Consider the following 26,240-nt stretch of genomic DNA (forward strand, 5'->3'; position numbering starts at 1 on the left):
CCCCTGGCCAAGGCGCTGGCCGCAGAAAATCCCGATTTGGCCGCCTTCAACATCGACGTCCGCCGTGGCGGCACGACCGAGGAAGCCTTGGAAAAGGCGGAGAAACGCGGCTTCGACACCGGCATGACGGTCGATAACCCCCTGGGTGGCACGCTGCCCATCTGGGTCGCGAACTTCGTGCTGATGGATTACGGCACAGGGGCCATTTTCGGCTGCCCCGCGCACGATCAGCGGGACCTTGATTTCGCGCGGAAGTACGATCTGCCCGTCACCGACACCTTCGTCGCGCTGGATAACGACAGCCGCGTGACCGACACCGCGTTCGTGCCGCCGAAAACCGAGAAAGTCGCCTGGATCGACCAGCCCGCTGGCGTAACCGAAGCCACCGGGCAGGAGGCGATCGACGCGACCATCGACTGGGCCGAGGCCGAGAGGCTGGGCACCGGCAAGACGCAGTACCGCCTGCGCGATTGGGGTCTGTCGCGGCAACGCTACTGGGGTTGCCCCATTCCCGTCGTCCATTGCGACGACTGCGGCGTCGTGCCCGAGGCGAAGGCGAACCTGCCGGTCGAACTGCCCTACGACGTGACCTTCGACGTACCGGGCAACCCGCTCGACCGCCACCCGACATGGCGCGACACGGCCTGCCCGAAATGCGGCAAGCCCGCGCGGCGCGAGACCGACACGATGGATACATTCGTGGACAGCTCGTGGTATTTCGCCCGCTTCACCGCGCCCCGCGCCGAGACGCCGACCGATCTCGACGATGCTGCCTATTGGATGAATGTGGACCAGTATATCGGCGGCGTCGAACACGCGATCCTGCATCTGCTCTACAGTCGCTTCTTCGCCCGCGCGATGGTCAAGACCGGGCATCTGCCGCACGGCACGGAAGAGCCGTTCGACGCGCTGTTCACCCAAGGCATGGTCACGCACGCCATCTTCCAGACGAAGGACGATCGCGGTCGCCCCGTCTATCACCTGCCCGAAGACGTCGATCTGGACACGAAGACCGTGAAGGCCTCGGGCGAGACGATCCAGATCATCCCGTCCGCCAAGATGTCCAAATCCAAGCGCAACGTCGTCGATCCACAGGACATCATCACACAGTACGGGGCCGATACCGCCCGCTGGTTCGTTTTGTCCGACAGCCCGCCGGAGCGGGACGTCGAATGGACCGCGTCGGGGGCGGAGGCCACGTACAAGCACCTGCGCCGCGTCCACCGGCTTGCCACCGACGTGGCCCGCGCCGACAGGGCGGCGAACGACGCGGATGCCGATCTGGCAAAGGTAACGGCTCGTGCCATTCAAGACGTGACCGACGGTATCGAAGGGTTTGCGTTCAACAAATCCGTCGCCAAGCTTTATGAATTCACCAATGCACTGCACAAGACCGATGCCGGAGCCGATGCGCGGCGCGCGGCCATGCGCACGCTGGCGCAGCTGATGTCGCCGATGACGCCGCATCTGTCCGAAGAGATATGGTCGATGCTGGACGGGGATGGTTTCGTGCTGAACGCGCCTTGGCCCGTCGCTGATCCGGCGCTTTTGGTAGACGATGCGGTCACATTGCCGATCCAGATCAACGGCAAGCGGCGGTCGGAGATATCGGTGCCCAAGGACATGCCGAAGGCCGATATCGAAGCGCTGGTTCTGCACGACGAGGCCGTGGTGCGCGCCCTGGATGGCGGGCAAGCGAAGAAACTGATCGTGGTGCCGGGGCGGATCGTGAATGTCGTGGTCTGACGGTTCCCGCCGCGCCGTCCTGACCGGCGTGCTGCTGGCCCTTGCCGGCTGCGGCTTCACCCCGGTCTACGGGCCGGGCGGGCGTGGCGACGCCCTGCGGGCGACCATTCGCCCCACCGAACCCGACACCGACCTGACCTTCGCCTTCGTGCGCCAGTTCGAGGAGCGGTTGGGCCGGGCCGCCGTGCCCACCTGGGATCTGGTCTATACCATCGCCACCACCGAGGAGGCGCTGGCCATCGACGGGTCCAACAACATCACCCGCTACAACCTCGAAGGGACGATCGACTGGACCCTGGTCCCCGCCGGCGGCACGCAGATGGTGCTGTCGGGGCGCGAGACGACGTTCACCGCCTATTCGGCCACCGGCTCCACCATCTCGACGCTGGAGTCTGAACGCGACGCCGAACGCCGCCTGGCCGGTATCCTGGCCGACCGGGTGGTCACCCGCCTTCTGGGCGAGGCGTCGGGGCTGACCCGATGAACCTGCGCGGGGCCGCTGCGACCAAGTTCTTCGCCAAGCCCGACCCCGGCACGACCGGCGCGCTGATCTATGGCGGCGATGCCATGCGCGTGGCCCTCAAGCGGCAGGAACTGATCGCGAACCTGGCCGGACCGGACGCGGAGGCGGACATGCGCCTGACCCGCATGACCGGGGGCGAGGCCAAGTCGGACCCCACGGCGGTCGTCGACGGGCTCAAGGCGATCGGCATGTTTCCGGGCGCGCGCGTCGTCTTCGTCGACGGCGTGACCGAACTGCAGGCCGGGCCGATCCTGAACGCGTTGCAGGACTGGGTGAAGGGGGATGCCGCGCTGGTCGTGACCGGCGGCGCGCTCAAGAAAACATCGAAGCTGCGCAAAGCGTTCGAAGCGCATCCCAATGCCGCCGCCGTTGGGCTTTATGACGATCCGATGGGGCGGGAGGAAGTGGACGCGATGATCGCCGCCGAAGCCCTGACCTTCGATGGGGACGCGCGCCGCGATGTCGATGCGCTGGCCGCGACGTTGGACCCCGGCGATTTCCGGCAGACCCTGACCAAGATCGCGCTGTATTCCAACGGGGACCCCGTCACCGCAGAGGCGATCAATCTGATGGCGCCCGCCACCGTCGATGCCGACATGGACGAGGTGATCCTGGCTGCCGCCGACGGCCGGGTCGAACGCATCGGTCCGCTGATGCAGCGCCTGTCGGGGCAAGGGGTCGCCCCGGTCACGCTGGTGATCTTCGCCACGCGGCACTTTCAGCAACTTCTGGGTCTGGCGCTAGGGTCGGGCAATGCGTGGGGGCCGAACCGTGACGCGTTGCAACGCCAGGCCCGCGCCTGGGGAACGGCGCGCTGTGAAGCCGCGCTGGCTCTGTTGATGGACACCGACCTGACCCTGCGGTCCGCGTCACGCGCGCCGGCGATGGCGGTGATGGAGCGCGCATTGATCCGGCTGGCGATGATGGCGCGCGGCTGACGGGTCGCGGGGCTGGCCTGACCGATCGAAATCGCGGAAGGTACGGGGAAATGGCTGGACACGGCCGACCGGGGACCGACTGCGACATGTACAAACTCTACGGCACGACCAAGTCACGCGCGATGCGGCCCCTCTGGCTTTTGGAGGAGCTGGGGCTGCCCTACGCCCTGATCCCGACCGATCCGCGCAGCGCGGAGGCCCTGGCCGTGTCGCCGCAGGGCAAGATCCCAGTGCTGGAGACGGACGAAGGCATCATCCTCGATTCCGTGGCGCAGATGACATATCTGGCCGATCGCCACGGCGGATTCACCCATCCCGCCGGAACCTTCCTGCGGGCCAGGCAGGACGCGCTGACCAACACCATCCTGGAGACGTTCGACGCGGTTCTCTGGGCCTATGGCAAGCACAGTTTCGTCCTGCCCGAAGAGCATCGGATCGCGGCGGTGAAGCCGTCGCTGAAATGGCAGTTCGGCCGATATTCCGAAGTGATGGGCCAGATGATCGGGGACGGTCCCTATCTGATGGGCGACGATCCCGTGGTGCCCGACATCCTTCTGGCGCATTGTTGCGGCTGGGCGCTGGGGCGGGGCTTCGACGTCGACGCCACCGTGCGCGACCACATGAACACCATGCGGGCACGACCCGCTTTCCGGAGGGCGAACGCACATGGCTAAGGTTGGATTCTGGGGGCTGGGGTCGATGGGCCTGGGCATGGCGGATAGTCTTGTGCGCGACGGGCACGACGTCTGCGGACACGATCCGCGCGACGTGGTGCTGGAGGGCGGATGCGACCTGCCGAACGGTGATCTGGATGTGGCGGTCATCGCGGTGCTGAACGCCGCGCAGACCGAAAGCGTGTTGGAGGCGATCCTGCCCGATTTGCGGTCCGGTGCGGTGGTCGTCGCCTGCGCGACCGTGTCCCCCGATTTTGCCCGCGACATGGCCGACCGGTGCGAAAAGCGACAGATCCGCTATCTGGACGCGCCCATATCCGGTGGGGCCAAGCGCGCCGCCGACGGCGATCTGAGCATCATGGCAAGTGGGTCGACCGCCGCCTTCGATGCCGCCAAGCCCGCGCTGGACGCCATGTCGCGCACCGTTTTCCACATGGGCGAAGCCGTTGGCGCAGGCTCTGCCATGAAGGCGGTGCATCAAGTCCTGGCCGGCACCCATATCGCGACCATGGCCGAGGCGATGGTCTTCGGCGTCACGCAGGGCATCGACCCCGCGCGGTTCATGGAGGTGCTGCCCCAGTGCGGCGGCACGTCGTGGATGCTGGAAAATCGTGGTCCGCACGTGCGCGACGGTGACTACACCCCCCATTCGGCGGTGGAGATCTGGATCAAGGATCTGGGCATCATTCAGGATATCGCGGCCGATGCCGCGATCGAGTTGCCGATGGTGCAGGCCGCGCTGAACGGCTACCGCAAGGCGGTGGAGATGGGGCTGGGGCGCGAAGACGACGCGGCCATCGCCAAGGTCTATGCCGCGCAGGCCGGGGTCGACCTGCCCAAGGGCAAGGCATGAGCGAAAGTCGTCTGCGGGATCAGATCTGCGAGATGGCCCGGTCGCTCTACGGGCGCGGCCTGACCCATGGCAGCACGGGCAACATCTCGGCCCGCACGGACGATGGCGGTCTTCTGGTGTCGCCGACGGGGACCAGTTTCGGGCGTCTGGACCCGGCACGTCTGGCGCGGTTCGACGCGGCGGGCAAGCATGTGTCGGGCGACAAGCCAACCAAGGAGATGCCGCTGCATTCCGCCTTCTACGATACACGCGGCACCGCTGGCGCGGTCGTCCATCTGCATTCATGCCATTCCGTCGCCCTCTCGCTGCTGGAGGAGCCGGGCGAGGATTTCCTGCCGCCGCTGACACCCTATTCGGTGATGCAGTTGGGCCGCGTGACACTGCTGCCGTATTTCATGCCGGGGGACGCGGCCATGGGCGATGCGGTGCGTGGGCTGGCGGGGAAACGATCGGCGGTGATGTTGGCCAATCATGGTCCCGTCGTCGCCGGCAAGGACGTGGAAGCCGCCTGCAACGCCATCGAGGAGTTGGAAGCGACCGCGCAACTGGCCCTGATGACGCGCGGCATGGGGCCGCGCGGCCTGACGGGCGGGCAGGTGACGCAATTGGTCAAGACCTTCGATCTGGAGTGGGACGCATGAAATTTTCCGCCAACCTCGGCTTTTTGTGGACCGAGCTGTCGCTGCCCGACGCCATTCGCGCGGCACGGGACGCCGGCTTCGACGCGGTGGAGTTTCACTGGCCCTACGACACGCCCGCCGAAGACGTGCTGGCCGCCTTGAAGGACACGGGGCTGCCGGCGCTGGGCGTGAACACCGTCAAGGGAGAAGGCAACGGTCTGTCGGCGTTGCCCGGTCGGGAGGCGGAGGCCCGCGTCGCCATCGATCAGGCCATCGACTATGCCCGCGCGATCGGGTCGGGGGCGGTGCACGTCATGGCCGGTTTTGCCGAAGGGCAGGCGGCCCATGACGCGTTCGTCGCCAATCTGCGATATGCCTGCGACCGCGCGCCCGACCTGATCACTCTGATCGAGCCGCTGAACCACCATGATGCGCCGGGCTATTTCCTGACGACATCGGCGCAGGCCCGGCAGGTGATCGAAGACGTCCACCGCGGCACCTGCAAGTTGATGTTCGATTGCTATCACCTGCAGATCATGGGCGGAGATCTGACGCGGCAGTTGTCGGCCTGCAAGGACGTGATCGGGCACATCCAGTTCGCCTCTGTCCCCGACCGGGGGCGCCCCGACGCGGGGGAGTTGTCGTATGACCATGTCTTCGCGGTGATCGAGACGATGGGTTGGGACGTGCCCCTGGGGGCGGAATACAAACCCGGAGGCGATACCGGCGCGACCTTGGGCTGGATGGACCGCTACGCCTGAGCGAAGGCGGCGGCGTGTCGCCCGGCCCAGGCCCCGGTGGCCAGGCAAGCGGTCAGGAGGTAGCCGCCCGTCGGTGCCTCCCAATCCAGCATCTCTCCGGCGGTGAAGGTGCCGGGCCGGTCGCGCAGCATCAGGGCGTCGTCCACCGCGTCCCACCGCAAGCCGCCGACCGTGCTGATCGCTTCGTCCATCGGACGGGGCCCGCGCAGCGGTACGGGCAGGTGTTTGATCGTTGGGGTCAGATCGTCCGGAAGGGGGCGCGCGAATTCCTGCAACAACGCGATCTGCACGGGCGTCAGCCGCACGGCCTTGCGCAGGTGGTTCGTCAGACTGTCCTTGCCTTGCGCGCCCAATCGGTCGCGCACCTGCACCGCGGTCAGGTCGGGCTTGAGATCCAGCGCCAGGCCCGCGCCATCGCGCAGAAGCGGCGTCAGGGGGTAAAGCCCGCCCCCTTCGATCCCGTGACGCGAGACGGTGAATTCACCGCGGTACACCCTGCCCCCGACGATCAGCCCGGTGTTCTTGACCGCCGCCCCGAAGTGCCGTGCCATATGGTCCGACCAATCGACGACGAAGCCGACGTTGGACGGCGCGAAGGGCGCGACCAGATCAGGCAGCGTCGTCGCCCAGACCCCATCGGAGCCAAGCCGCTTCCACGATGCGCCGCCCATGGCAAGGATCGTGGCATCCGGCGTGACCGGATCGAAGCCATCGAAGGTCAGCGCGTCACCGTTCCACCCCGTCCAGCGGGCCCGCCGGTGCAAGGTCACCCCCAATCCGTCGAGCCGCGCAAGCCAGGCGCGCAGCAGCGGGGACGCCTTCATCGCATCTGGAAACACCCGGCCCGTCGAGCCGACGAAGGAGGTCTGGTCCAACCCGTCCATCCAGGCCCGTACGTCATCCGGCCCGAACGCGTCGATCATGGGTGTCAGGTGCGGGCAGCCATAGGCGGCGGCGAAACCCTCCTCCTCCCGCGTGATGTTGAGGCCGGATTTGCCCGCCATCAGGAACTTGCGCGCGGGGCTGGGCATCCGGTCGAACACCTGCACGGCGCATCCCGCGCGCGCCGCCACCTCGGCCGCCATCAGGCCGGCGGGACCGGCACCGATGACGGCGAGACTTGTCTTGGGGGATGCGGGATCCATCCTTGGGGCATGTCAGACGAAACCGACGACGAAAACCCCATCTGCGCGCTGTGCCGCCGACCGATCGTGCCGGGAACGCCGCAAAGCCTGCATCACCTGGTCCCCAAACTGCGGGGCGGAAAGGGCGGGCCGACTGTCCTTCTGCATCAGATCTGTCACAACGAAATACACGCCACCGCGTCCGAAGCGGAGTTGGCGCGGATATGGAATACGCCCGAGGCGCTGCGAGCGAACCCGCGTCTGGAGAAATTCGTCAAATGGATCGCCAAGCGTCCGGCCGATTTCCATTCCAAGACACCCGGCGGTCGGCGTGGGTGGAAACGGCGTTAGCGGGCCAGGTTGCGGATGCGGGCGGCACGTTCACCGCTGCCGGGGTGGGTCGAGGCCCAGCCGCCGCCGTCGCCCATCATCGTTTCCAGCCGGTCGAAAAACCGTGCCAGCCCTTCGGGATTGTACCCGGCCCCCTGAAGGATCGGGATGGCCCTGGCGTCGGCCTCACGCTCGGCGTCGCGGCTGCCGCGCAGCGACAGCAGGACGTTCCCCTCCAACAGGATTTCGTCGAGGATCGGGCCGGTATCGCCCGCCATGAGGGACACCACGACGTAGAGTGCGATGGAGCGGTATAGTGCCTTGAGACCATGATCTTCGGTCACGTGGCTGATCTCGTGCGCCAGAACCCCGGCCAGTTCATCGGGGTCGTCTTGCAGCAGGCGCGCAAGCTCATCCGTCACGACGACCGTGCCGCCGGGCAGGGCGAAGGCGTTGGGACCGACCTGTTTGCCCGCATCGCGGAACAGCAGGGTGGTGGAGGGCACATCGCGCGGATCGACCTGTTCCAGAAGCGCCGCATGCATGTCAGCGATTTCAGCCTGTCGACCGGCAGGCAGGGAAGACGGATTCAGCAAGAGCCGGTCCAGCGTCAGCAGCGTTCCGGCATCCATCTGGCGCAGCATCGGGTCTGGTGTCAGCCAGACGGCGAAGGCGACGAGGACGGGAAGGGCAAAGCGCCAGATCAGTCCGATGCCCACAATCGTGGCCGCGATCGCGGCGATCAGCCGGGGGCGAAAAGCTTCGGCCCCATGCAGCGTGTGGCCGCGCGTACGACCCAGTGCAGCGTCGAGTCCGACGTGATCAGGCGTCTGGAACAGCACGCCGTCGGGGAACGTCACCTTGCGGTCCAACCGCGCGAGCGGTTGATCGATCCGAAGGTCATCCACGGGGGCCGAGCGCCAGATTTCGTCGTTCACATCGCGCAGATGCACCATGCCGCCTTCGTCCACCGAGAGCGTGACCGGAACCGAGACGGATCGACCGGGCGGAGAGGCGCGGCCCGCGACGACCATCAGATGCCGACGCCGCCGATGTCGATCCCCTCGATATCGCTGAAGGCATCGCCCACGGCGCTGCGATCCTGTTCGATCTGGCCCACGAAAGCGTCGAGCGATCCGTTGGGGGCGACGAAGGTATTGTCGGCCAGATAGCGCGTCATGCGGATCTGCGTCCACGGCAGGGCAAGCCCCAGGGTCAGGATCACCGCCAGCGTGTTGGTCACCGCGATGCCGAGCAGCGGCAGGGCACGGGTGGTGGAGGCGAAGCGGTGCCCGCCGTCCAGCACGGTGTTGGCATAGACGACGTTGCGCACCAGCGCGCGGTAGAGAATGACGGCAGGAAAGAACCCGACGAACAGGAAGCCGTAAAGCACGCCGATGGTACCGATCGCGATCGCGTCCTCGCTGGGTGCGCCCCGGGTTCCGTCGAAGGCGGAGAAGCCCCCCGCCAGTCCGATCGCGATCATGATTGCGAAGACGGCAATCACCCAGAGCGCGGCCAGACCAAACGCCTTGTAGAGAGGGCCCAAGTTGCAGTCGAAGGCAAACTTGCGGCCGCCGATCATGTGGTTGCCGACGTAGAACCGGTGGGCCTTGCGCGTCAACAGAGGGATCGTCGTATAAAGCGTCACGGCCACGAGTATCGGAAAGAGCACGAACGTCGCGATAGCGTCGCCGTAGTCCCCGCTAAAATTGAACCGGACATTCGACCAGCTGGTGTTGCGGGCGTTGAACCGCGCGCTGCGGATCAAAAGCCAAGGGACGACGAAGATCGCGGCCAGATAGACCACGAAAATCAGGAGCGGATTCAAAGTCGTCAGCAAGGATATGAGGATGAACACGCCGATCACGATCAGCCGCCCGATCAGGATCTGCCCGCCCGTCGCGTGATAGTCGAAGGCCCGCCCGTCGATCGTGGTGTTCCCGTAGAAATACCGCTTCTGCCGAACTTTGGCCCAGGCCGAGTAGATGCCGATGGTGATGATCGACAAAAGCAGGTTCACGATCCAAATGCCGAACCATTCGCCGGTGCGGCCAGTGAATTGGACCTGTTTGAAATCAAGGTGTTCAGGTGTCATGAACCGCTCCGCCGAAGTCATTGGCGGGCAGAGTGGCAAATGGCACGCGGCGGTGACAGCGGCGCGCGTGCGTCGGGCGCGCGCTGTGGCCTTCGTGTCACGCGGTCAGGAGCCGGCGAAAGGCGCGGCATCGCCCCAGACGGCGCGCACGCGGGCGTCCCGGCCACAGCCTTCACGGTAGCGTTTGTAGGCGTCCTTCTTCTTCACACCGACCCCTAGGGAGGATATCGCGATGCGGTCCTCGGATTTGTAGTAATCCTGGTGATAGTCGTCGACGGGATAGAATTCTCCGGCGTCCAGTATGGGCGTGACGATGGCTTGGCCCAGATCGGCTTCGGCGCGGGCCTTGGCGGCTTCGGCGACGGCGCGTTGCTCGGGGCCATCAACCCAGATGGCCGTCGTGTATTCGCGGCCCCGGTCGCAGAACTGCCCGCCCGCATCCAGCGGGTCGATGGATCGGAAAAACAGATCGAGGATTTCGGCGTAGCTGATCGTATCTTCGTCGAAGGGAATGCGGACCGCTTCGACATGATCGCCCGACGCGCGGTATTCCGGGTCGGGCGTGGTGCCGCCGGTAAAGCCCGATACGGCGTCGCCCACGCCCGCGACGCTTTCGAAATCGGATTCCACACACCAGAAACAGCCGCCCGCGACCAGCGCGGTGTCGGCGCGGGCGGGCAGGGCGAACAGGGTCAGGGCGGCAAGGATGGCAAGGCGCATGGGTTTTCCTTCGACGGTGTCTGGATCGAAGATAGGGTCCGTCAGGTGCGATGCCACATCACATTGCCGCCAGCGCGTCATCGCAGGACGCGGAAAACGACGGGCGCGCAGGTGATGACGAAGACGATCCGCAGGACATGGTGTGCGACGACGTAGGCGACGTCGGCCCCCGCCACGATGGCCAGGACGGCCATTTCCGCCTGACCGCCGGGCGCGAACGCCAGGATCGCGTCGATGGGGCGGGCCAGGCCCATTGTGATCGCGATTTCCGCGAAAACGAAGGCCACACCCCCCAGGATCGCGGCGTGGCCCAGCCCCGCCGTCAGGACGCGCCGGATTTCGGCCAGGCTGATGCCGGTGTATTTCACGCCGACGACGATCCCGATGAAGAATTGCGCCGCCTGGATCGCCTCGGCTGGGGGACGCTGGGTGATGACGCCGGACAAGGCCAGCACGGCCGCCGCGATCAGCGGGCCGAGCAGCGACGCGCCGATCAGGCCCACGCGTTTCGCCAGTTGCCAGCCACCGATTGCCGCCGCGACCATCGCCGCCAGTTCCCACCACGGCACGCCGCGAAGGGGCGCGCCGGGGGGCAGCGTCAGGTCGATGCCCCAGACCGTCCAGAGCAGCACGGGCAGGATCGTGACGATCAGCAGGATGCGTGTGGCGTGCAGTAGGGACAGCGCGCGGGGGTCGCCGCCGGAGTCTTCGCCGAACAGCAGCATGTCCTGCAATCCACCGGGCATCGCCGCATAGAATGCCGTCGCCTTGTCGAAGCCCGCGACGCGGCGCAGGAACGGATAGCCCAGCGCGCCGCACACCAACAGGAACACGGGCACCATCGCCAGCGACGCGATCATGCCGCCCATCTGGCCCACGATGGCGGGCGTAAAGCTGGCCCCGACGGCGACGCCCAGGATGGTGCGCATCGTGTTGGTCAAGGGGGGCCAACTGTCCAGCCTGACGCCGCAAAGCGCGGCAATCAGACAGGCAAGCATCGGCCCCAGCAAAAAGGGCAGCGGAAGACCCGCTGCCCGAAATGCAATGACCCCGACAACGCCGATGGCGCCGGTCAGGGCGACGCGGGCTAGGGTCAGCCCTTCACCCGCTTGTTGCGGTTCGCCACCAGCTTCAGACGCAGCGCGTTGAGGTGGATGAACCCGGCCGCATCCTTCTGGTCGTAGGCCCCGGCATCTTCCTCGAAGGTGACATGGGCTTCGGAGTAGAGGCTGTGATCGGACCACCGGGCAACGCAGCGCGCGCTGCCCTTGTAGAGTTTCAGGCGCACCGTGCCCGAGACATGTTCCTGGCTCTTGTCGATGAGCGCCTGCATCATTTCGCGTTCGGGCGAAAACCAGAAGCCGTTGTAGATCAGCTCCGCATAGCGCGGCATGATGCTGTCCTTAAGATGACCCGCGCCGGAATCCAGTGTGATCTGCTCGATCCCGCGATGTGCTTCCAGCAGGAGCGTGCCGCCCGGCGTCTCGTAGATACCGCGGGACTTCATGCCGACGAAGCGGTTTTCGACAAGGTCGAGGATGCCGCAGCCATGCTTGCCGCCCAACTCGTTCAGCTTGGTCAGGATTTCGGCGGGCGACATCGCCTGACCGTCGATCGCAACCGCATCGCCCCGCTCGAAGGTGACTTCCACCATTTCGGGCGTGTCGGGTGCGTCTTCCGGCCGGGTCGTGCGCTGCAGCACGTAGTCGGGCGCTTCCTGCGCCGGGTCTTCGAGAACCTTTCCTTCGGACGAAGTGTGCAGAAGGTTCGCATCCACGCTGAACGGCGCTTCGCCGCGCTTGTCCTTGGCGACGGGGATCTGGTTCTGCTCGGCGAATTCCAGCAACTTCGTCCGGCTGGTCAGGTCCCACTCCCGCCAGGGCGCGATGACCTTGATATCGGGGTTGAGCGCATAGGCGGCCAGTTCGAACCGGACCTGGTCGTTGCCCTTGCCGGTGGCGCCGTGCGCAACGGCGTCGGCCCCCTCGGCGGCGGCAATTTCAACCAGACGCTTGGAGATCAGGGGGCGGGCAATCGATGTGCCCAGCAGATACAGCCCTTCGTAGAGCGCATTGGCGCGGAACATCGGGAACACGAAGTCGCGCACGAATTCCTCGCGCAGATCTTCGATGTGGATGGCGCTTGCCCCCATCATCTCGGCCTTGGCGCGGGCGGGTTCCAACTCCTCTCCCTGACCAAGATCGGCGGTGAAGGTCACGACTTCGCAGCCGTACTCCGTCTGCAGCCATTTGAGGATGATCGAGGTGTCGAGGCCGCCGGAATAGGCCAGCACGACTTTCTTGGGGGCGTCCATGTCATGTCTCCGTTGTCGCCGTCCGCGCCTAGGCCCGTTCGGCGCTTATCGCAAGCCCACATGGAAAAACGGGAGGCCGGATGCCCCCCGTTCATCGACGTCAGAGTGTGGGTGTCGCGGCGTGGTGCGATTGCGTTCGTCAGCCGTCGGCGTCCGTCCGCTCGAGTTCGGGGGCGGCTTCCAACTGCTCCTGCGTCACGTTCAGCCCGAGAAAATATTCCTCCAGGTTGTCTTCTTCGTAGACGGGGCGAAGGGCCGACCAGTCGATCGCGACCTGACGCTCGCCGATCCCCAGAAAACCGCCGATGTCGAGGACGACCGCTTGAAGCGTGCCATCGACGCCGACGATCAGATCGCCGATCTCGCCGATGTCATCCCATTCGTCGACCGTTCCGGCGGCCAGCGCGACGCCGGGCATGATCTCGGTGTCGGCGACATGGACACTCTCCCCGATCAGGGTCGAGGCGAGATAGCGCTCGCCGTATTCGATCGTCGTGATCGAAAAGGGACTGTCGGTATGGGCGTCCGCAAAGGCCGCGGTGGTGCCGGCAAGGGCGATTGCGGTCGCGGCCAGAAGGGCACGATGTGTCATTGGAGAACTCCTGATTATAACGGACGGTCGGGAAATCAACGTGATGAACGCCCGTTTGTTCCTGTGCGGCCCGATTGCGCACCGGATCCGCCGCGTTGACGGGACGGACCGACCGGCTTACGGCAGGACGACCATAGGGGAGGCATCGATGCTGGGCTGGAAACTCTTCGTCCGCGCGCTGACGCTGATCACGGAAAATCTGCTTCCGGCGATCCGCGTGTCGCTGGTGCCCTACGGTCTGGCGATGGCTGCCGGGCTGTGGGTCGCACTCACCTATCCGGAATGGGTCGGCCAGCAACTCGATCCGGAAAACCCACCGCCGGCGGGCTTCATCTTGGGCACGATGGCGTCGCTGATCATCGGTGTTTTCGCCAGCCTGTGGGTTTCGGTCGGCTGGCACCGTTACGCGCTGCTGGGCGAGGTGTCGGACGGCTGGGTTCCACCGCTTCGGATGGACCTGCTGCTGAGCTATTTCGGGCGAACCCTGCTGGCGTTCCTGATGGCGGCCCTGGCGGCGATCACGGTGGCGACGATGCTTGCTGTGCTGTTGGTGCCGCTGTTCCAGGAGTCGGTGGCGGCGGTTCCGGCAGCGGGGGGGTTCTTCGCGGCCTGCCTCGTCTTCTACCGCGTCGGCGTGATTCTTCCGGCAGGGGCCGCTGGCAAGCCGATGCGGATGAACGACGCGCTGATCGCGACCAAAGGGCAGGCGCAAACCATCATCGTTCTGGCCCTGCTAACGGTCGGCGTCACGTTCCTGCTGCGCCTGCCGATCCTGCTGGAGGATGCGAACGTGGTCATCTCCACCCTGTATCAATTCGTCACCGGCTGGATCGGCCTGATGCTGGGGGTGGGGACGTTGACCGCGCTGTATGGCCATCTGGTCGAAGGTCGCCCCGTTGAGTGATTTCGCCGCGCGCGCCGAAGCCGCCGCCGCGGCGATGCGCGATGTCTTTCCGCCCACGCCGCTGGCGCGCAACGATTATCTTTCGAACCGGTTCGACGCGGAGATTTGGCTGAAACGCGAAGATCTGACGCCCGTCCGGTCCTACAAGATCCGCGGCGCGTTCAACGCGATGCGCAAACTGTCCGGCGGGCGCGTCGCCTGTGCCAGTGCGGGCAATCATGCGCAGGGCGTCGCTTGGATGTGCCGCCATCTGGGTGTGGACGGCGTGATCTTCATGCCGGTCACCACGCCGGGCCAGAAGATCGAGAAGACCCGTCTGTTCGGCGGTGACCGGGTTGAGGTGCGCTTGGTCGGCGACTTCTTCGACGCGACCCTGTCGGCGGCGCAGGCCTATTGCACCGAAACGGGCGCGCATTTCCTGTCACCCTTCGACGACGCCGACGTGATCGAAGGTCAGGGATCGGTCGCGGTGGAAATCCTGGAACAGATGGACGGCGTGCCGGACCTGATCGTGATGCCGGTGGGCGGCGGGGGGCTGTCGTCCGGGATGTTGGCGTATTTCCGTGCCAAGGGCATCGTGCCCGACATCCGCTTCGTCGAACCGACCGGGGGGGCCAGCCTGACGGCGGCGCTTGCGGCGGGCCATCCCGTCACGCTTGATACGCTGGACAGTTTCGTCGACGGCGCGGCCGTGGCCCGGATCGGCGCGCGCAACTTCGATATCCTGCGTCAGGTGCCGCCGCAGCACGTGCTGCGCGTGCCCGAAAATCGCATCTGCATCACCATTCAGGAAATGCTGAATATCGAGGGCATCGTGCTGGAGCCTGCGGGCGCGATGTCCATCGACGCCTTGCGCGATCTGGGCCCCGAGATCGAGGGGCGGCGCGTCGTGTGCATCGCCACCGGTGGTAACTTCGACTTCGAGCGTCTTCCGGACGTCAAGGAGCGGGCGATGCGCCACGCGGGTCTGAAGAAATACTACGTGATCCGGATGCCCCAGCGGCCCGGCGCTTTGCGTGATTTTCTGGATATTCTGGGGCCGGACGACGATATCGCGCGGTTCGAATACCTCAAGAAATCGGTGCGCAACTTCGGGACGGTCCTGATCGGCATCGAGAGCACGACGCCGGATTCATTTGCCCGGTTGGAAACGCGGATGGCGGCCGACGGACTGGCGGCCCGTGATCTGACGAACGATCCGCTTCTGGGAGAATTGGTGATCTGAGACTGCGGCGAACCGTCAAGCCAGAGCCGTCTCCAACTCCGCCATGGTCTGATCAAGCGCATCGCCAAGCTGACGCGCGCCGAGCGTTTGCTGAATTACGGTGCCGTCGACGATGTCGCGTTCCATTTGACCGGCCAGAACGGCGATGCCGCACAATCCGAGATTGAGCGCCCCGCTGCGTAGGAAGTGAACCGCGCGGACATAATCCGGCTGCGGCAACCCGCCGGCCACCTGGTGCAAGGTCGATCGAGCCTCCTCCAGATAGACGGAAACGATGAACGACAGATCATCATCGCCAATTTCTGCGCGAAGCTCTTCTATGCGGGACGCGTCGATCATGGGGGGATATGACGTGCTTGCGTCTAACAGTCCGTTAAGCCGGTCCCGCGAAAAACATCGAATTTTCAGCTTCATGGGTCCTTAAGCCCCTTTCGTGCAAGACTGGCGCATACAGATGCCGAAGGACCGATGATCGCCTCTTTCCCGCCCGTTTCGCCACCGCCGCCCAAGGACCGCCTGCGCGTTCTTGTGATCGACGACAGTGCGTCGCAGCGCCAGTTGCTGATCGCATTGCTGTCGCGCATGGGGCTGGAGGTAGAGACAGCCCCGAATGCGGCGCATGCCCTGCATATGTGCATGTCGGACCATGAAGATCCGATCGGCATGATCCTGAGCGATTGGCAGATGCCGGGCATGGACGGCCCGGATTTCTGCCGCGCCTTTCGGCAACTGGCGCGCGACGATTATGCCTATGTGATCCTGATGACCTCCGAGACGGATCGCGCCAAGAAGGCGCAGGGTCTGGAGGCGGGGGCAGACGATTTCGTCACCCGACCGCTGGATCTGGCGGAACTGCGCGCGCGCATCAACACGGGGCGCCGGATCCTCGACATGCAGGAGGCGTTGCAGCACCGAAATCACGAGGTGCATTCCACCCTGACCGAATTGCGTGCCATGCAGGACGCCATGGACGCCGACCTGGCAGAGGCGCGCAAGTTGCAGCGGGCCTTCATTCCACCCCGGTCGCGTTCCTTTGCGGGATCCGACCTGTCGCTGCGGCTGATGACGTCCGGCCAGATCGGTGGGGATCTCGTCGGATATTTCCAGATCTCGCCGACCCGAATCGGCCTTTACTCGATCGACGTATCTGGACATGGCGTGGCGTCTGCGCTGCTGACGGGGCGGTTGTCGTCGCTTTTCTCCTGGCGGTCGCGGCGCGCGAACATCGCCTTCCGGTCCAACCAGCGGGACGTGTATCGTCCCGATCAGGTCATGGCGCGCCTCAATGACCTGATGCTCAGCGACATGGACACCGATATCTATTTCACGGCCGTGCTGGCCTACGTCGATACCTACGACGGCGAGGTGCTGTTCTGTCAGGCGGGCCACCCGCACCCGCTCGTGCGCCGGGTGGACGGCACGGTGGAACGTCTGGGCGACGGCGGCCCCCCGGTTGGAATGTTGCCGGACGTTCAGTTCGAATGCAGAACGGTGCGCCTGAACCCCGGCGACGCCTTGCTGACCTATTCAGACGGTCTGACGGAATGCGCCGACACCTGGGGCGACATGCTGGAGGAAGAAGGTCTGATGGCGCTTCTCGCTCGGTGCCCCGACGACCCGGAGGAGGCCGTGGATGCCATCGAAGAGGCACTGCGCGACCATTCCGGCATCGCGGATTTCGAGGACGACATTTCCATGCTGTTCTTCCGCTACGACAATCGGGAGCCGGTCCGTCGCGGCATGGCTGCGGTCTAGCGGCCCGCCAGTCGCCGCAGGATCATTCGACTGCCGGGACTGGCGACGCGCCGTGCCGCTTCGCCCACTGGCATCCAGACCGCCGCGTGGCCCGCTTCGCCGGGCGGTCCGCGCCTCAGACCGGGTTGGCCCAGATAGATATGGCAGATCTTCTGGGCGTGGATGCCGTAGTCGCTCATCCATGCGAAATGCCGAAAGCCGCCAAGCCGATGCAGGACGCGGGCGGAATATCCCGTCTCTTCGTAAATTTCGCGGATCAACGCGGGCAAGGGGGCCTCATCGGGGTCGATCCCGCCGCCGGGCAGTTGCAGTTCGTCGATGTCGCCGGTGATCTGACGGGTCAGCAGAACCGATCGGCCCCGCAACAGCACGGCATAGGCACCGGGCCGCATCCGATAGGCAACGCCCGGTTGCGGCGGCCGTCCCGCCCGCGGCAGACCGGTGGTGAAGTTCATGGGGTTGGTCCTGCCGTTGGCGTCGCTATATGACACGCTTCAATGCCAGCACCGGGCCGGTGGGGAAACCCGTATGCCGCAGCCCGGGACAGATTTCGAGGAGGTCCCGTGATGACCGACGCCACCAGACACTTGTGGGATGACACGGTCCTTCCGTTCCAGCTCGACGCTTCCGACATCCGGGGTCGCGTCGCCCGTCTGGACGGCGTGCTGGAGGATGTTCTGCGCCAGCACGACTATCCCCCCGCGATCGAAGCGCTGGTCGCGGAGATGTCGTTGCTGACCGCCCTGATCGGCCAGACGATCAAACTGCGCTGGAAACTGTCGCTGCAAGTGCGCGGCGACGGTCCCGCGCGGCTGCTGGCGACCGATTACTACGGGCCCACCGACGACGGCCAGCCCGCGCGCATCCGCGCCTGGGCCAGCTTCGACCGCGACCGCCTGGCCGAGATGACGACCGCGAACCTCAATCCGTTCGATCTGGTCGGATCGGGGTATTTCGCCATCATGATCGACCAGGGGCCGGACATGGCACCGTATCAGGGCATCACCCCGCTGGCGGGCGGCAGCCTGTCGTCGTGTGCGCAGACCTACTTCGCCCAGTCCGAGCAGATCCCGACGCGCTTCGCGCTGGCCTATGGCCGAAGCCAGATTCCGGGCGAGGAGGAGCAGTGGCGTGCCGGGGGCGTCATGCTGCAGCACATGCCCAAGGCCAGTCCCTTCGCGACCGACGGCGGGTCGGGCGAAGGCGGGTTGCTGACGGCGTCCGACATCCTGGACGATGACGCGGAGGAGCATTGGAACCGCGCCAACATCCTGCTCGACACCACGGACGAGATGGAGCTGATCGGCCCCAGCCTGTCGCCAGCGGACCTTCTGGTGCGCCTGTTCCACGAGGAAGGACCGCGTGTGTTCGAGAGCCAGCCGATCCGCTTCGGCTGTTCGTGTTCGGCCGACAAGGTGCGCCAGTCGCTGTCGATCTATTCGGCCAAGGACATCGGTCACATGACGACCGATGAAGGCACCGTGACCGCCGACTGCCAGTTCTGCGGCGCGCATTATGTCTTCGATCCCGAAACGCTCGGGTTCGAGGCGACGAAGGAAGCGGATGACGCCTGATCGTCTCAGAGCCGCGCTGGCACGACCCGGCGCGGCTTCTTCCGATTTCGATCTGAACCCCGGTGTGGTCTTGCCGGGGCGGCGCGTGCTGCGCGATGCGGCCGTGCTGGTTCCGTTCGTCGAGACGGACCGGGGCCTGCGCCTGATGTTGACCAAGCGGTCCAGCAGGCTGCGCCACCATCCCGGTCAGATCGCCTTCCCCGGCGGCAAGCACGAACCCGGTGAGACGGCGGTGGACGCCGCTCTGCGCGAAGCACACGAGGAGGTCGGGCTGCCGCGCGCCGCCGCGCGGGTCATCGGCCCGCTGCCCGCGCACGAGACGGTCACCGGCTTCACCGTGACCCCCGTCATGGCCCATGTTGCTGCATTCGCCCCCGTCCCCGAACCCGGAGAGGTGGCGGAGGTCTTCACCGTGCCGCTGGCCCATGTGTTGACCCCTGCGAATTACGTCGTGGAACAGCGGCGGTGGCGGGGGGAGTGGCGCAGGTATTACGCCGTGCCCTATGGTCCCTATTACATCTGGGGCGCAACGGCCCGGATCTTGCGCGGATTGGCGGACAGGTTCGATGAGAGTGACGGATGACTGGCTGACCGCGCCTGCGACGCAGGCGGTCTTCGCGATGCTTGGCGATGCCGGCCACCGGGCGCTGGCGGTCGGGGGATGCGTCCGCAATGCGCTGATCGGGGCCCCCGTCAGCGACATCGACATCGCCAGCGATGCGCCACCTGCCCGCGTCATGGACCTGGCCCAGGCCGCAGGGTTGAAGGCCATTCCGACGGGCATCGATCACGGCACCGTCACAGTCGTCTCGGGCGGGATCGCGCATGAGATCACGACCTTCCGCCGCGACGAAGCCACGGACGGCCGCCACGCCATCGTCGCGTTCTCGACCGACGTGGCCGAGGATGCCGCCCGGCGCGATTTCACGATGAACGCGCTCTATGCCCAGGCCGACGGGACTGTCGTCGATCCGTTGGGCGGCCTGCCGGACCTGCGGGCCCGCCACGTCCGGTTCATCGGCGACGCGGGCGCGCGGATCACCGAGGATTACCTGCGCATCCTGCGCTTCTTCCGCTTCACGGCATGGTACGGCGATCCCGCGCTGGGCCTGGACGCCGACGGGCTGGCCGCCTGCGCGGAACACGCAGACGGTCTGGCGCGGATCAGCGCCGAACGCATCGGGGCGGAGACGTGCAAGCTGCTGGCCGCGCCCGACCCGGCCCCCGTGGTGGCGGCGATGGCGCAATCGGGCATCCTGCAGCGCATTCTGCCCGGCGCGGATGCGACCGCGCTGCCGGTTCTGGTGCACGTGGTTCCCACTGCCGATTGGATCGCGCGGCTTGCCCTGTTGGGCGGGGATGTGACGGGTCTGCGCCTGTCGAAGGCGCAGGCCAAGACGCTGGGCGCGGTGTCCGCCGCCGCGCGCGACGATATCGCACCCTTCGCATTGGGTGACATGCTGGGCCCGCGCGCCATCGACGCCATCGCCATTCGCGCGGCCCTTCTGGGCACCCCGCCCGCGCCGGATGCACTGGCGGAGGCGCGGCGGGGCGCGGGCGATGTCTTCCCGCTTCAGGCGTCCGACCTCATGCCGGATCTTCGGGGGCCCGCCTTGGGTCGGGGGCTTACCCTTGCGCGCGATCTGTGGCGCGCGCGCAAGGGCGACGTGTCGAAAGACGATTTGATTGCGGCCGCGAAGGCGTGATCGACCCGCTGTATCTTTTCGTGCTGTTCGGACTGTTCACGCCCGGCCCCAACGTCATCCTGCTGACCGCGTCGGGCGCGCGGTTCGGGTTCCGACCGACACTGCCCCATGTGATCGGCGTCGCGGTGGGTGTGGGCATAACCGCTGGTCTGACGGCCCTTGGCATCGGCGCGCTTCTGCTGGCGATCCCGGTGCTGAAACTGGTTTTGCAGATCGTGGCCGTCGCCTGGATCCTGTGGATGGCGTGGAAGCTGCTGCGTTCGGCCTCGGGTCCACAGGCGGACGGCCGCGACCGGCCGTTTACTTTCGTCGAAGCGGTCCTGTTCCAATGGGTGAACCCAAAAATCTGGATCATCGCCCTGGCGGCCTCCTCGGGGTTCGCCAGCGACTTGCCCGCGCATCTGGAGGCGCTGCGCATCGGCAGTGCGTTCAGCGGGATAAACCTGTTCGTCTGCCTGTTCTGGACCTTTGCCGGAACGCTCCTGGCCTATCTTTTGACCACGCCGCTGGCCTGGCGGATCTTCACCACCGTGATGGCGGTGGCACTTGCCGCCTCGGGGCTCATGGTCTTCGCGGCCTAGAGGGCTATACTCCTGCGAGCAGACGAAAGCCCCGACATGTTCCGCTACTTCGAAAACCTGGTCGATCCCTATGTGCCGCATGGGGGCAACGACACGCCCCCGGCGCGGCTTTGGCCGTTCCTGAAGGAATACTCGCGCCCGTTTGCGCGCGTCTTCACGGTGACCGGCGTCGTCGCCGTGGTCGTGGCAATCGTGGAGATCTGGCTGATCTATTACATGGGCCGCCTGGTCGACATCTTGTCGGATAGCGACCCGCGGACGTTCTTGGCCGAATACGGGCTGGAACTGGGGCTTGTGGCGGCGTTCATCCTGCTGGCGCGGCCCGCGTTTCAGGCGCTCAACACGCTTTTGCTGAACCAGGCGATCCTGCCAAACTACGGCACGCTCATGCGGTGGCGGGCGCACAACCACGTGTTGCGCCAGTCGGTCGGCTGGTTCGAGAACGATTTCGCAGGGCGCATCGCCAACCGCATCATGCAGGCCCCGCCCGCCGCCGGCGAAGCGGTGTTCCAGGTGTTCGACGCAATCGCCTTTTCTCTCGCCTATCTGGTGGGGGCCGCCTTCCTTCTCTACACGGGCGATCCGCGGCTGGTCCTGCCGTTGCTGGTGTGGTTTGTGCTTTACGGCATCCTCGTTCGCTGGACCGTCCAGCGTGTCGGCCCCGCATCCAAGGCCAGCAGCGACGCGCGGTCGATGACCACGGGCCGTGTCGTCGATGCCTATTCCAACATCCATTCGGTCAAGCTCTTCGCCCATGAAGGCAAGGAGTTGGACTATGCTCATATCGCGATCGAGGAGACGCGCCGCACGTTTCAGCGGGAAATGCGGATCTTCTCGATCATGGATATGTCGCTGGTCGTTCTCAACGGATTGCTGATCGTCGGTGTCGTCGGCTGGGGCATCTGGCTTTGGGTGTCGGGCACGTCATCCGTCGGCGTGGTTGCCGCCGCCACGGCCCTGGTGCTGCGCCTGAATGCGATGACCGGCTGGATCATGTGGGCCCTGACCTCGTTCTTCCGCTCGCTCGGCGTGGTCGAGGAGGGGATGGAGACTATCGCCCAGCCCATCCATCTGACCGACGCGCCGAACGCGAAACCGCTGGCCCTGACCGACGGGGCAATCGCCTTCGACGACGTCACCCATCATTACGGCGGGGGCAAGGGCGGCGTGACGAACCTGACGGTGCACATCGCACCGGGCGAGAAGGTCGGCCTGATCGGGCGGTCGGGGGCGGGCAAATCCACGCTCGTGAAGTTGCTGCTGCGGTTCTACGATCCCGAACAGGGGCGGATCGCCATCGACGACCAAGACATCACCCGGATTTCGCAGGATAGTCTTCGGCACGCCATCGGCATGGTGCAGCAGGACAGCTCTCTCCTCCACCGGTCGGTGGCCGACAACATTCGCTACGGCCGGGCCGATGCCACGGACGCGCAGGTGCAGGCCGCGGCCCGCAAGGCGCAGGCGCATGACTTCATTCTGGACCTGGCCGACCCCGAGGGGCGCACCGGCTACGACGCACAGGTCGGTGAACGGGGGGTCAAACTATCGGGCGGGCAACGCCAACGCATCGCGCTGGCCCGCGTCATCCTCAAGGACGCGCCGATCCTGGTCCTGGACGAAGCGACGTCGGCCCTGGATTCCGAAGTCGAAGCCGCGATCCAGGACACGCTTTACGGTATGATGGAGGGCAAGACCGTCATCGCCATCGCGCACCGCCTGTCCACGATCGCCGCCATGGACCGCATCCTGGTGATCGACGACGGCACCATCATCGAAGAGGCGACGCATGATGAATTGCTGACCCGGGACGGTCTCTATGCGCAGTTCTGGGCACGGCAATCCGGTGGCTTCATCGACACGGCGGCGGAATGATGGACCGATTCTTGACCTGGGTCGGCGACCGGATCGACCCGTTCGCCCGCGCCGACGGCCCGCCGCCCACCGACCTGCTGGCGTTCTTCCGGTGGTGCCTTGCGGGGGCCTGGCCCGTCATCCTGGTCGCCTTCGCAATTTCGGCCATGGCCGGCATCACCGAGATTATCACGGCGTTTCTTCTGGGGGCCGTGATCGACAGCGCCATCGCCGGGGCGGACGGTTATTTCGTGCGCAATGCGGTTCTGCTGTCGTTGTTCGTGGTGTTCTACCTTGTGCTGCGCCCGCTGATCTTCGGGGCGTCGGCGGCGATGAACGGCCTGACCGTCACGCCCTCCATCTGGCCACTGGTGCAGTCGCGGCTGCACCGTTGGACGCTGGGACAGGCGGTCACCTTCTTCGATAACGATTTCGCCGGGCGCATCGCGACCAAGCAGATGCAGACGGCCCGCGCGATCACCGAAGTCACGTCCGAGTTGATCAACGTCGTCGCTTTCACCGCGTCGTCGGTGATCGGCTCCGCCATTCTGCTGATCGCGATCGACTGGCGCATCGCCTTGGCGCTGACCGTCTGGATCGGCGGCTATGTCGTCATGTTCCGCTGGTTCATGCCGCGCATCCGCGCCCGGTCCAAGGGGAGGGCGGCCGCGCGCGCGATGGTCACGGGGCAGGTCGTGGATACGATCACCAACATCAAGACCGTCAAGCTGTTCGGTCACGGCGATCACGAGGATCGCTCCGCGTTGGATGCCATGGGGACGCTGCGCGACCGCGCGATCGAATTCGGGCGCATGTCCACCGGCTTCCGGTTCACCCTGATGGCGCTGGCCGGGGTTTTGCCTGTGCTTCTGATCGGTGGCGCGCTGCTGCTTTGGCGCGACGGTCAGGTCACGCCGGGCGAAATCGCCACCGCCGGGGCCATTGCCATCCGTCTGAGCCAGATGTCGGGGTGGGTCAGTTTCACCCTGATGGGCATGTACGCCAACATCGGAGAGGTGGAGGATGGCATGAACACCCTGACCCCCCGTCCGACCCTGACCGACGCGCCGGCTGCGTTGGAAATGGGGCGGGCCGACGGCGCACTGGCGGTGGAGAACGTCACCTTCGCCTATGGCCGAAACGAGGGTGGGATCGCCGATCTGAACCTGACCCTGCATCCCGGCGAAAAGCTGGGCGTCGTGGGGGCGTCGGGGGCCGGCAAGTCAACGCTCGTCGCGCTGATCCTCCGGCTCTACGATCCGACGTCCGGGCGGATCACGCTGGACGGCCACGACATCCGCGATCTGACGCAGGATTCGCTGCGCCGTCAGATCGGAATGGTCACGCAGGAAACCGCGATGTTCAATCGCACCGCGCGCGACAACATCCTCTACGGGCGGCCCGGGGCCAGCCAAGCCGATGTGGAGGACGCCGCCCGACAGGCCGAGGCGCATGATTTCATCACCACCCTGCGCGATCACAAGGGCAACACCGGCTACGATGCATTTCTGGGCGAACGCGGCGTCAAGCTGTCCGGCGGGCAGCGGCAGCGCATCGCGCTGGCCCGCGCGATCCTCAAGGATGCGCCGGTGCTTGTGCTGGACGAGGCGACGAGCGCGCTCGACTCGGAGGTCGAGGCCGCGATCCAGACCGCTTTGGACCGCGTGATGGAGGATAAGACCGTCATCGCCATCGCCCACCGCCTGTCGACCATCGCCCGCATGGACCGGATCATCGTGTTGGAAGACGGACGCATCGTGGAGCAGGGAACGCACGCCGAACTGCTGACCGCCAAGGGCACATATGCGCGGTATTGGGACCGTCAGTCGGGCGGGTTCATCGGCGTGGACGAGGTGGCGGCGGAGTAGGCTGGCCATCGTGGGTGAGGACTTCACGGTGATTTGCAGCGGCCAATCAACAGGACGTGGCGGTCGCAAAAACCTTCGTCTGTCGCCCCACATTTGTACGCCCGAGCACCGGAAAGATGTCTTTCAAGGATGGACCCGATCGTGCGGTCTTGGTCGGCACGACGACAGGCAATCCTCCTCTCCCCACAATTTTGCATCGACCTCCGGACCATATGGCGAAAGCCTGCCCCCGGTGCTACGGCCCCTTCCATGACCGACACCCACATCATCACCCGCCTTGGCCACCACGGCGACGGCATCGCACAGGGCCCCGACGGTCCGCTGTTTGCCGCGCGTACCTTGCCGGGGGAGGAAGTGTCGGGCGAGGTGTCGGGGGACCGGATCCCGGCCCCGAAGATCGTTACGCCATCGACCGAACGCGTCGCGGCCCCGTGCCGTCACTATAAGCGTTGCGGGGGGTGCAGCCTGCAACATGCCTCGGACGCGTTCGTCGCCGACTGGAAGATGGGCATCGTGCGCGACACGCTGGCCCGTGCCGGGATCGAAGCGCAGATCGCGGGCATCGAAACGTCGCCGCCCAATTCGCGTCGCCGAGCGGCGTTGTCGGGATTGAAGACGAAGAAAGGCGCGCTGGTCGGCTTCCACGTCGCGGGCGGCTCGGACGTCGTGGACATCCCCGGATGCACCCTTCTGACACCTGCCTTGATCGCCGCTTTGCCCCGGCTCGAACAGATCACCCGCCTGGCCGCCACGCGCGGGGCGCAGGTGACGCTGCACGTCACCGAAACGCTCAACGGGATCGACTTGGCCATCGCGGAGGCCAAGCCGTTCGGGCGCGAGGAGATGTTGGCTTTGGCCCCGCTGGCCCCGTATTTCGCGCGCATCACATGGAACGGAGAGCCTGCGCTACAGCAGTCGCCGCCCCGCGTCGCCATCGGCCGCGCCCGCGTCACCCCGCCGCCCGGCGCATTCCTGCAGGCGACCGAAGCGGGGCAGGCCGCATTGACCGCCCGCGTTGTCGACATCGTGGCCGGGGCCGACAGGGTCGTGGATCTGTTTGCGGGCTGCGGCACCTTCACCTTCCCGGTCGCCGAAACGACCCCCGTTCACGCCGTCGAGGGGGAGCGGGCGCTGACCGAGGCCCTGGTCGCCGGACGCGACCATGCCACGGGTCTCAAGGCGATCACGGCGGAGGTTCGCGACCTGTTCCGCAACCCGATCCTGCCCGAGGACCTGACCCGGTTCGACGCCGCCGTCATCGACCCGCCGCGGGCCGGGGCGCAGGCGCAGGTCGCGCAGCTGGTGCGATCCGCGAACCTGAGCCGCATCGCTTTCGTCAGCTGCAATCCCGGCACCTTCGCCTGCGATGCCGCCACATTGGTGCAGGCGGGATGGCGCATGGGGCCGGTGACGGTCGTTGACCAGTTTCGGTGGTCCCCCCATGTGGAACTCGTCGCAGCCTTTCACCGGACCTGACCAC

The 26,240-nt window shown here is 66.0% G+C and carries 27 protein-coding genes; 18 read left to right on the forward strand and 9 right to left on the reverse strand.

Annotated features, from left to right (window positions below; translation table 11 throughout):
* From JDO7802_RS06965 to JDO7802_RS06995, 7 genes are all read left to right on the forward strand, one after another.
* Positions 1-1,746, forward strand: a 1,746-nt coding sequence (locus JDO7802_RS06965) for a class I tRNA ligase family protein (RefSeq protein ID WP_083481058.1), incomplete at its 5' end; no start/stop codon positions are given.
* Positions 1,733-2,230, forward strand: a complete 498-nt coding sequence (lptE, locus tag JDO7802_RS06970) for an LPS assembly lipoprotein LptE (RefSeq protein WP_055083952.1) — start codon at positions 1,733-1,735, stop codon at positions 2,228-2,230. The genes JDO7802_RS06965 and lptE, both read left to right, overlap by 14 nt.
* The gene (gene holA, locus JDO7802_RS06975; RefSeq protein WP_055083954.1) at positions 2,227-3,207 is read left to right on the forward strand and encodes a DNA polymerase III subunit delta; all 981 of its coding nucleotides are present in this window, start codon (positions 2,227-2,229) and stop codon (positions 3,205-3,207) included. Before lptE ends, holA begins: the two co-directional genes overlap by 4 nt.
* An 86-nt stretch (positions 3,208-3,293) precedes the next feature.
* Complete coding sequence (locus JDO7802_RS06980; protein ID WP_055084803.1) at positions 3,294-3,881, forward strand: glutathione S-transferase family protein; 588 nt, start codon at positions 3,294-3,296, stop codon at positions 3,879-3,881.
* Complete coding sequence (locus tag JDO7802_RS06985) at positions 3,874-4,734, forward strand: NAD(P)-dependent oxidoreductase (protein ID WP_055083956.1); 861 nt, start codon at positions 3,874-3,876, stop codon at positions 4,732-4,734. Before JDO7802_RS06980 ends, JDO7802_RS06985 begins: the two co-directional genes overlap by 8 nt.
* Complete coding sequence (gene otnC, locus JDO7802_RS06990; RefSeq protein ID WP_055083958.1) at positions 4,731-5,375, forward strand: 3-oxo-tetronate 4-phosphate decarboxylase; 645 nt, start codon at positions 4,731-4,733, stop codon at positions 5,373-5,375. The genes JDO7802_RS06985 and otnC overlap by 4 nt, the downstream gene beginning before the upstream one ends.
* The gene (locus JDO7802_RS06995) at positions 5,372-6,115 is read left to right on the forward strand and encodes a hydroxypyruvate isomerase family protein (RefSeq protein WP_055083960.1); all 744 of its coding nucleotides are present in this window, start codon (positions 5,372-5,374) and stop codon (positions 6,113-6,115) included. The genes otnC and JDO7802_RS06995 overlap by 4 nt, the downstream gene beginning before the upstream one ends.
* On the opposite strand, the gene JDO7802_RS07000 is transcribed toward JDO7802_RS06995, so the two are convergent.
* Positions 6,106-7,260: a TIGR03862 family flavoprotein gene (locus JDO7802_RS07000; protein ID WP_055083962.1), complete on the reverse strand. Its 1,155-nt coding sequence runs from the start codon at positions 7,258-7,260 to the stop codon at positions 6,106-6,108. The genes JDO7802_RS06995 and JDO7802_RS07000 overlap by 10 nt on opposite strands.
* 9 nt (positions 7,261-7,269) lie before the next feature.
* Here JDO7802_RS07000 and JDO7802_RS07005 point away from each other — a divergent pair, with 9 nt between their 5' ends.
* Positions 7,270-7,590 carry an HNH endonuclease family protein gene (locus JDO7802_RS07005; protein ID WP_055083964.1) on the forward strand — a complete coding sequence of 107 codons (321 nt, stop codon included), beginning with the start codon at positions 7,270-7,272 and terminating at the stop codon, positions 7,588-7,590.
* Here JDO7802_RS07005 and JDO7802_RS07010 read toward each other — a convergent pair.
* From JDO7802_RS07010 to JDO7802_RS07035, 6 genes are all read right to left on the reverse strand, one after another.
* Positions 7,587-8,603, reverse strand: coding sequence for a M48 family metallopeptidase (locus tag JDO7802_RS07010; RefSeq protein WP_055083966.1), 1,017 nt, complete (start codon positions 8,601-8,603; stop codon positions 7,587-7,589). The two genes, JDO7802_RS07005 and JDO7802_RS07010, sit on opposite strands and share 4 nt — an antisense overlap.
* On the reverse strand, positions 8,603-9,667 hold the full coding sequence (locus JDO7802_RS07015; RefSeq protein WP_055083968.1) for a YjgN family protein: 1,065 nt from the start codon (positions 9,665-9,667) through the stop codon (positions 8,603-8,605). Before JDO7802_RS07015 ends, JDO7802_RS07010 begins: the two co-directional genes overlap by 1 nt.
* A 105-nt stretch (positions 9,668-9,772) precedes the next feature.
* Complete coding sequence (gene msrA / locus JDO7802_RS07020; protein WP_055083970.1) at positions 9,773-10,387, reverse strand: peptide-methionine (S)-S-oxide reductase MsrA; 615 nt, start codon at positions 10,385-10,387, stop codon at positions 9,773-9,775.
* Between the two features lie 77 nt (positions 10,388-10,464).
* A complete protein-coding gene (locus JDO7802_RS07025) occupies positions 10,465-11,484 on the reverse strand; it encodes an AbrB family transcriptional regulator (protein WP_055084805.1) in 1,020 nt (339 codons plus the stop codon).
* A complete protein-coding gene (locus tag JDO7802_RS07030; RefSeq protein ID WP_055083972.1) occupies positions 11,481-12,701 on the reverse strand; it encodes an argininosuccinate synthase in 1,221 nt (406 codons plus the stop codon). Before JDO7802_RS07030 ends, JDO7802_RS07025 begins: the two co-directional genes overlap by 4 nt.
* Before the next feature lie 139 nt (positions 12,702-12,840).
* Positions 12,841-13,293 carry a PRC-barrel domain-containing protein gene (locus tag JDO7802_RS07035; RefSeq protein WP_055083974.1) on the reverse strand — a complete coding sequence of 151 codons (453 nt, stop codon included), beginning with the start codon at positions 13,291-13,293 and terminating at the stop codon, positions 12,841-12,843.
* Between the two features lie 148 nt (positions 13,294-13,441).
* Between JDO7802_RS07035 and JDO7802_RS07040 the strand changes: the two genes are divergently transcribed.
* Positions 13,442-14,197 (forward strand): hypothetical protein, encoded by a 756-nt coding sequence (locus tag JDO7802_RS07040; protein WP_055083976.1) that lies wholly within the window; start codon positions 13,442-13,444, stop codon positions 14,195-14,197.
* Positions 14,190-15,422: a threonine ammonia-lyase IlvA gene (gene ilvA, locus JDO7802_RS07045; protein ID WP_055083978.1), complete on the forward strand. Its 1,233-nt coding sequence runs from the start codon at positions 14,190-14,192 to the stop codon at positions 15,420-15,422. The genes JDO7802_RS07040 and ilvA overlap by 8 nt, the downstream gene beginning before the upstream one ends.
* A gap of 15 nt (positions 15,423-15,437) precedes the next feature.
* Here the strand turns inward: ilvA and JDO7802_RS07050 are convergent, their stop codons facing one another.
* Entirely contained in the window at positions 15,438-15,836 is a 399-nt protein-coding gene (locus tag JDO7802_RS07050) for an Hpt domain-containing protein (protein WP_144430547.1), read from the reverse strand.
* Between the two features lie 54 nt (positions 15,837-15,890).
* On the opposite strand from JDO7802_RS07050, the gene JDO7802_RS07055 reads away from it, so the two are divergent.
* A complete protein-coding gene (locus JDO7802_RS07055; RefSeq protein WP_055083982.1) occupies positions 15,891-17,177 on the forward strand; it encodes a PP2C family protein-serine/threonine phosphatase in 1,287 nt (428 codons plus the stop codon).
* Here the strand turns inward: JDO7802_RS07055 and JDO7802_RS07060 are convergent.
* Complete coding sequence (locus JDO7802_RS07060) at positions 17,174-17,632, reverse strand: NUDIX domain-containing protein (protein ID WP_055083984.1); 459 nt, start codon at positions 17,630-17,632, stop codon at positions 17,174-17,176. The genes JDO7802_RS07055 and JDO7802_RS07060 overlap by 4 nt on opposite strands.
* 111 nt (positions 17,633-17,743) lie before the next feature.
* Between JDO7802_RS07060 and hslO the strand changes: the two genes are divergently transcribed.
* From hslO to JDO7802_RS07095, 7 genes are all read left to right on the forward strand, one after another.
* Complete coding sequence (gene hslO / locus JDO7802_RS07065; protein WP_055083986.1) at positions 17,744-18,751, forward strand: Hsp33 family molecular chaperone HslO; 1,008 nt, start codon at positions 17,744-17,746, stop codon at positions 18,749-18,751.
* The gene (locus JDO7802_RS07070) at positions 18,741-19,334 is read left to right on the forward strand and encodes a CoA pyrophosphatase (RefSeq protein WP_055083988.1); all 594 of its coding nucleotides are present in this window, start codon (positions 18,741-18,743) and stop codon (positions 19,332-19,334) included. Before hslO ends, JDO7802_RS07070 begins: the two co-directional genes overlap by 11 nt.
* Complete coding sequence (locus tag JDO7802_RS07075) at positions 19,318-20,457, forward strand: CCA tRNA nucleotidyltransferase (protein ID WP_055083990.1); 1,140 nt, start codon at positions 19,318-19,320, stop codon at positions 20,455-20,457. Before JDO7802_RS07070 ends, JDO7802_RS07075 begins: the two co-directional genes overlap by 17 nt.
* Positions 20,454-21,038, forward strand: a complete 585-nt coding sequence (locus tag JDO7802_RS07080) for a LysE family translocator (RefSeq protein WP_055083992.1) — start codon at positions 20,454-20,456, stop codon at positions 21,036-21,038. Before JDO7802_RS07075 ends, JDO7802_RS07080 begins: the two co-directional genes overlap by 4 nt.
* A gap of 36 nt (positions 21,039-21,074) precedes the next feature.
* A complete protein-coding gene (locus JDO7802_RS07085; RefSeq protein ID WP_055083994.1) occupies positions 21,075-22,913 on the forward strand; it encodes an ABC transporter ATP-binding protein in 1,839 nt (612 codons plus the stop codon).
* Complete coding sequence (locus tag JDO7802_RS07090) at positions 22,910-24,760, forward strand: ABC transporter ATP-binding protein (protein ID WP_083481059.1); 1,851 nt, start codon at positions 22,910-22,912, stop codon at positions 24,758-24,760. Before JDO7802_RS07085 ends, JDO7802_RS07090 begins: the two co-directional genes overlap by 4 nt.
* 249 nt (positions 24,761-25,009) lie before the next feature.
* Positions 25,010-26,236: a class I SAM-dependent RNA methyltransferase gene (locus JDO7802_RS07095; protein ID WP_055083997.1), complete on the forward strand. Its 1,227-nt coding sequence runs from the start codon at positions 25,010-25,012 to the stop codon at positions 26,234-26,236.
* Positions 26,237-26,240 lie beyond the last annotated feature (4 nt).

Source organism: Jannaschia donghaensis (assembly GCF_001403795.1).
Lineage (GTDB): Bacteria > Pseudomonadota > Alphaproteobacteria > Rhodobacterales > Rhodobacteraceae > Jannaschia > Jannaschia donghaensis.